The 6,624-nt window shown below is 39.7% G+C and carries 7 protein-coding genes and 1 pseudogene; 6 read left to right on the top strand and 2 right to left on the bottom strand.

Annotation, left to right across the window (positions count from 1 at the left end; all coding sequences use genetic code 11):
* A partial coding sequence (locus VNZ46_RS26445) for an ABC transporter permease (RefSeq protein WP_325564218.1) occupies positions 1-382 on the top strand: 382 nt, incomplete at its 5' end.
* Positions 383-384: 2 nt separating this feature from the next.
* Positions 385-765: a hypothetical protein gene (locus VNZ46_RS26440; RefSeq protein ID WP_325564216.1), complete on the top strand. Its 381-nt coding sequence runs from the start codon at positions 385-387 to the stop codon at positions 763-765.
* Here VNZ46_RS26440 and VNZ46_RS26435 read toward each other — a convergent pair.
* Together VNZ46_RS26435 and mqnB are read right to left on the bottom strand one after the other, a co-directional pair.
* Positions 759-1,604 (bottom strand): 1,4-dihydroxy-6-naphthoate synthase, encoded by an 846-nt coding sequence (locus tag VNZ46_RS26435; protein ID WP_325564214.1) that lies wholly within the window; start codon positions 1,602-1,604, stop codon positions 759-761. The genes VNZ46_RS26440 and VNZ46_RS26435 overlap by 7 nt on opposite strands.
* A gap of 34 nt (positions 1,605-1,638) precedes the next feature.
* Complete coding sequence (gene mqnB / locus VNZ46_RS26430) at positions 1,639-2,268, bottom strand: futalosine hydrolase (protein WP_325564212.1); 630 nt, start codon at positions 2,266-2,268, stop codon at positions 1,639-1,641.
* 70 nt (positions 2,269-2,338) lie between these two features.
* On the opposite strand from mqnB, the gene VNZ46_RS26425 reads away from it, so the two are divergent.
* From VNZ46_RS26425 to VNZ46_RS26410, 4 genes and pseudogenes are all read left to right on the top strand, one after another.
* A complete protein-coding gene (locus tag VNZ46_RS26425) occupies positions 2,339-2,749 on the top strand; it encodes a 6-pyruvoyl trahydropterin synthase family protein (RefSeq protein ID WP_108555844.1) in 411 nt (136 codons plus the stop codon).
* A gap of 15 nt (positions 2,750-2,764) precedes the next feature.
* On the top strand, positions 2,765-3,400 hold the full coding sequence (folE, locus tag VNZ46_RS26420) for a GTP cyclohydrolase I FolE (protein ID WP_108555845.1): 636 nt from the start codon (positions 2,765-2,767) through the stop codon (positions 3,398-3,400).
* A 13-nt stretch (positions 3,401-3,413) separates the two neighbouring features.
* Entirely contained in the window at positions 3,414-4,298 is an 885-nt protein-coding gene (gene fabD, locus VNZ46_RS26415; protein ID WP_325564209.1) for an ACP S-malonyltransferase, read from the top strand.
* A 62-nt stretch (positions 4,299-4,360) separates the two neighbouring features.
* Positions 4,361-6,624: pseudogene (locus VNZ46_RS26410) on the top strand (two-component sensor histidine kinase); the annotation flags it as partial.

Below are 6,624 nucleotides of genomic sequence, written 5' to 3'. Positions count from 1 at the left end.
TATCCTGATTATTGCTATATTTAATATTATAGGCTCGTTAACAATGCTCGTACTGGATAAGTTAAAAGATATTGCCGTGCTGAGTAGTCTGGGGGCAGGAAAAACATTGATAAAAAGAATATTTTTAATAGAAGGGATGATGATTACAATGACAGGATGTATATTTGGGCTTTTAATTGGGTTTCTCTTTTGCCTGATTCAGCAAAAATATGGTCTGGTCAAGATTTCGGAAGGAACAATTTTGAACGCCTACCCTGTTGCTTTTAAATGGACGGATTTTCTGCTTGTATTTTTTACTGTCGGATTGTTCTCCTTTGTGGCATCAGCTTTGTCAGCGAATTTAAGTGTGAAAAAGATAAATCATATAAATCAAGATTTCTAACCATGAAGCTTATCAAACAAATAACGTTATTATCTATTGTTCTCTCTCTTGCTGTTGTTGCGTGTAACCGCAATACGTCTGAACAAAAGGGCAGTGACGTTAAAGTGATAAAGGGCCTGTATAGCTTTGGGCCTGAGATTAAATCTTTTACGGATTGTGAAGAGGGCAGTGAATATTGGGTTGCGGATAGTGCAAAAACACTCGAGCTTGCCTATAGTAATCTGAATTTTGAAAAGCCTTACGAACCTGTTTATATTGAAGTGGAAGGCCGTATAGTGAAATCTGATAGTCTGACTGTTTCTGCAGATTTCGATTCTACCCTTGTCGTTACCAAACTGATCAAGATCACCAAAGAAATCCCCGACGGCCCTTGTAATCAATAATTGTTTACATAGATGTTTTGGGTAATTTCAGGAATGATGCCCTTGGATTGCGCCATGGTAAACAGGGTGTCAATAGCCTTCCTTCCCTCAGGGCCAAGATCGATGGAGTATTGGTTTACATACAGTTCAATGTGCTTGTACATGACCTTTTCTTCCATTTCCTGGGCATGTTGGCGAATAAAGTCCAGGCCCGATTTTGGGTTTTGAAAAGCATATTCCACAGATTTACGCAATACACGGTTGACTTTTTGCTGAATATCCTCAGATAGGTTTCTATTGACTACAATGCCGCCAAGAGGGATTGCACATCCAGTAAGACCTTCCCAATAATTTCCAAGATCTACAACTTTGTGCAAGCCTTTATCGCTGTAGGTAAAGCGGTTTTCGTGAATAATCAGGCCCAGATCTATTTTTTCCTTTAACAGGGCATCTTCTATTTCGGAAAAGACAAGTTGCTCTTTATTGGTAAGCTCAGGATAAGCAATGCCGAGAAGGAAGTTTGCAGTAGTGAATTTGCCTGGAATTCCAACAAGGAGTTCAGGCTGAAGCGTATGCTGCCCGGTGAATTCTTCGTTTTTGCAGATCAGTAAAGGACCTACACCAAAACCGAGTGCACTGCCGGCATCCAGTAAAGCATATTGATCCAGGACATAGGCTAGGGCATGAAAGCTAAGTTTGGTGATGTCCAGGTCGCCCCGCATCGCCTTTTGGTTGAGGGTTTCTACATCGTCAAAAAATACGTCAAAATCCAGTCCTTCCGTATCAATTTTATGATGGATCAGGGCATCGAAAATGAAAGTGTCGTTTGGGCAGGGTGAAAATCCTAAGGTTAGCTTCATGCCGTAAATTTAAGCATTGGCTAAAGTCATTCGGTTATGTATTTGTCAAAAAATCTATCGCCCAATGGTTAAGATTCTTGATGGCAAGGCCGATTTTCCAGGCTTCCTTGTTCCGTTCTTCCACATAATTAGAGATGCTTCTGACCTGTAAACAGGTTACTGCTGCTTGTTCGCAGGAATAGAATACTGCAGCGCCTTCCATGCTCTCTGTTACAGGTTGAAGTCTTGTTGAAACAGTCTGGATACTTTCTGTGTTGCCATGTACGGTGTTCACGGTAATTCCCGGGACGGTTCTGAGATTTTGAGTGTGCGGCAAAGATGGAGGGTTAATGCAATAATTACTTTTTCCAAAACCAAGCTGATCTATAGGCAGGAATTCATTTTTGTTTTCTGCACCGAGTTCAGAGAAGGTGTCAGAGGTGATGCTGACCACGCTCCCCAAAGGGATGGAGTGGTCAAATGAGCCAGCGATACCAAGATTAAGGACCAACTGATAGGGTGTTGTTAGCTGTTTTCCTAGTGCATAAGCCGTTGCTGTCATGCCAACCCCGGTAATGAGCAGGTCAAAGCCAGGTGTGGATTGAAACTGTTCATGAGGTAGACCGAAGTGATCATAAACAGGTCCGATTTCAGGCAGAGTTGCTGCAACAACAAGTATCTTCATGTATCGAAGGTAATTAATTTGTAGCGACTTAAACCTCTTTCTGCGTATATTTGCAGTCAATTTATAAGAAATGATTTACATAACACGAAAGGCGTCATTTAATGCCGCACATAAATTATCCAGAACAGATTGGTCTGAGGATAAGAATACAGAAGTTTATGGAAAATGTGCCAATCCAAACTGGCATGGACATAATTATCAGTTATATGTTACTGTTAAAGGCGAAATTAATCCGGAAACGGGCTTTCTTGTCGACCTGAAATGGCTGAAGGAAATCATCAACATTAATGTTGTAGATAAGATTGATCACAGGAACCTGAACCTGGACGTGGACTTTATGAAGGACAAACTGGCCTCTACAGAAAATCTTGTGATCGCGGTCTGGAATGAACTTATCCCTCACATAGAAAAGGAAGGGATACAATTGCACAGTATAAAAATTTATGAAACCGAAAATAATTTTGTTGAATACTTCGGGTAATTAGCGTAAAAATAAATGGATAGTAAAACACAAAAATTCACCGAAGAAGAGAACGAAGGTTATTTAAAGATAGACAGGTATAATGAAGAAAAGATAGCATCCATTGCTGGTCATTATAAGGATATTTTACAGAAACTGGGCGAAGATCCGGAACGTGAGGGCTTGATTAAAACGCCTGAAAGGGTAGCTAAGGCTTTGCAATACCTTACACATGGTTACGATACCAAACCGGAAGAGATTCTTCGTTCTGCGATGTTTAAAGAAGACTATAGTCAGATGGTTGTGGTAAAAGACATAGAAGTTTTTTCTATGTGCGAGCATCATATGCTTCCCTTCTTTGGAAAGGCACATATTGCTTATATTCCAAATGGTCATATTGTTGGTCTGAGCAAAATCCCGAGAGTTGTAGATGCTTTCGCCCGCAGGCTGCAGGTTCAGGAAAGACTGACTAATGAAATAAGAGATTGTATTCAGGCAACCCTTAATCCGGCAGGAGTAGCAGTGGTCATGGAGTGCAAACACTTATGTATGGCCATGAGAGGAATTCAAAAACAAAATTCTGTGACTACAACCTCTGCTTTTACAGGTGAATTTGCAAAAGATAGAACAAGGGCAGAGTTTTTGAGGTTAATTACAGCGAATTTACATTAATAGAATAAAATAAATGAAAGCATACATATTTCCAGGACAGGGTGCACAGTTTTCAGGAATGGGGAAAGATCTTTATCAGAATGATGAAGCAAAAGAATTATTTGAAAAGGCAAACGAGATTATTGGTTTCAGAATCAGTGATATTATGTTCTCCGGGTCGGATGAAGAATTAAAACAAACGAATGTAACACAGCCAGCTATCTTTTTGCATTCCGTTATTCTCGCGAAAACTTTAGGTGCTGAATTTAAACCTGACATGGTTGCTGGACATTCTCTTGGAGAATTCTCTGCATTGGTTGCTGCTTCTGCTTTATCTTTTGAAGATGGATTAAGACTGGTGATTGCCAGGGCAAATGCCATGCAAAAGGCTTGCGAAATCCAACCGTCTACAATGGCTGCAATTCTTGGACTTGCAGATGATATTGTAGAAAAAATCTGTGCAGATATCCCTGAAGTGGTGGTGCCGGCAAATTATAACTGTCCGGGTCAGCTGGTGATATCAGGAAGTCTTGAGGGAATTGATACGGCTTGCCAGAAGTTAACAGAAGCAGGTGCAAAGAGAGCACTGAAGTTGAATGTTGGGGGAGCTTTTCATTCGCCGCTTATGGAACCCGCAAGACTGGAACTTCAGCAGGCTATTGAACAGACGGTGATTCAGTCGCCAGTTTGTCCAATTTATCAAAACGTAGATCCAACACCGAATACCGATCCTGAAAAGATCAAATTGAACTTAATTACTCAGTTAACCGGTGCTGTACGCTGGACTCAGACTGTTGAAAGTATGCTTGCGCATGGTGCAGATGAATTTATAGAAGTTGGTCCTGGAAACGTATTGCAAGGTCTGGTGAAAAAGGTGAGCAGGGAAGTTAAAACCAGTTCAGCGACAGTTACTGTTTAATATGAAATTTCAAATCAACTAATGTGAGCGTAGGGGGTAGAATCCGGTTTCTGCTGTTAATCATGGGCGTATGCTGTATTCTGACAGCGATATCCCTGAAGAATTCTATCACCAGGAAAGATCTTTTAAAGCATGAGGCGCAGAAGCTGCAGGCTAGTCTTTCGGCAAGTGAACAGTTGGTTTTTAATTTTTTGAATCAGAAACAACAGGTAGAGCGTGCAAAAAAGTTCCATTTATCTGATGAACTCGGGTTAAATTTTATCAATACCTACAGAGAGAAGGGTATTAACCTGATGACTTATAAGGATCATGAGCTTAAATTCTGGAGCTCTTATCGAATTACCCCCCCGCGAGACAGTATGGTTAAGGAGGGGGTATCCTTTATGTCCTTTCCAAATGGTTCTTATGAGGTAATTAAGAAAACTTTAGGAAGCTACGTTTTTGTCTTTCTGATTGATGTCAAAAATGACTTCAGAATAGAGAATCGCTTTCTCAGGAATGATTTTTCAAAAAATCTGATCTCTTCGAATGTTCTGGAACTGGCCTCTTTTACAGATGAAGAGTTCTATGGGATTAAAAGCAGCACAGGAAAATTACTTTTTGAAGTAAAGCTCAATCCGGGTTATAGTAAAAATGTGTACTCTACCATAGAAGTCTGGTTGTGGGTTGTCGGACTTTTTAGCTTTTCCTTGTTTTTTAACGGATTATGTGCCTGGCAGGCAAAAAAAGGGCATTATGTGCTGTCAACTCTCCTGTTGATTGGTTTTTTTACGATTGTCAGGTTAACAGATTTACAATATGGCTGGTTCAATCATCAATTCAGTCTGGAACTCTTCAGCCCGACTGTGTACGCAGAGAGTTTTTTTCTGCCTTCTCTTGGAGATCTGTTACTGAATGTAATTTCGATTACCTGGGTATTACTTTTTATTTATACTTATAAGGATAAGTATGCTCTTCCAGACCGGCTCGCCAGGAGTAAAGCGGTAGGTTGGGTTCTTCACACAGTGATGTTGTTGCTGTTCTCGGGAATAGCTTTTTTGATCGATCAGGTTTTTTCTGGTTTAATCTATAACTCGAAGATTAATTTTGACATCACCAATATTATAAATCTTGGCTGGACAAGCTGGATCAGTATCGTAATTTTATGTCTGGTCTGGTTTAATGTTTACCTCACGGTAAGTGTTTCCATGCAGCTGAGCAGGAAATTGAATGTGTCTAATAAAGAGCGTCTGACGCTGTTTCTGGGTTTGTTTTTTGCTTATTTTATCTATAGGGCAGAAGTTGAGTTTACTGCATTTTTTATTATATATGCATTCTTCCTGTTTATTATGGGATGGAATATCTATGTCCAGAAAAATAAATTCTCTATTGGGATTTATGCTGTTCTCTTTTTCTGTCTGGCCATGATCTCTTCCATAAAGTATGTCAAGTATAAGGATATAAAAGAACGTACCAAAAGATACGCCATTGCGCAAAAATTGCAATCGATGGATAATCCATTGGTGATTAGTTCTATTGAAAGCCTGGAGAACGGTGTCTCATCTGACCACTTTGTTCTGAACTATTTTAAGACACCAGCACTATATAAGCAGATTAAGCTGGAGAAACTGATTGATAAAAAATACCTGGATCGTTACCTTGCCCAGTTTGAGTACAATTTGTATACCTTCAATTATGCGGATTCTTCTTTGAGCCAGGAAGAAAGCATTCCGCTGGCGCATTATAAAAATCTGGTCAGGTCCGGATCAGTTAAGGTTTCCAATTTTTTTTACCGGCTCAATGATACTTTTGGCTACCAAAGTTATTTCGGAATTATTCCGGTTTTTTATAACAAGCATATTCTCGGGACATTGGTTCTAGAGCTTAAATATCAGCTATATGATTACAACAGCCAGTTTCCTGAACTGCTGGTGGATGGGAAAGTAAAAGGCGATGAGGATTATAAAGACTACTCTTTTGCTTTCTACAATAATGGCAAGCTCATTAAGCAGTCTGGTAAATTTACCTACAAACTCACTAGTATTGATTTTAAAGGACATAAAGATGAACCCGTATATATTAATGATGATGTACTTGGCTATAGCCATATGGTGTATATGCCCAGTACCTTTAAAACCATCGTCATTAGTAAGGAAAAAGTATCCTATGTAACCCGTCTGGCTATTTTATCCTTTTTCTTTTTGGTCTTCATTGTCTTCGCTGTTCTGCTGTACATCCTTATATGGATTGTCAAAAACATAGACGAGAGCTGGGGTGGCTGGTTTAACATCAACAGATCGCTGATGATCAATGCCAACAAGATTTTGTACAGGACCAGGATACAATT

Origin of the sequence: Pedobacter sp., from assembly GCF_035566355.1 — a bacterium.
In the GTDB taxonomy this organism is placed as follows: domain Bacteria; phylum Bacteroidota; class Bacteroidia; order Sphingobacteriales; family Sphingobacteriaceae; genus Pedobacter.
Note: the sequence above shows the minus strand (reverse complement) of the source record. Positions and strands in the feature narration are given on the sequence as shown.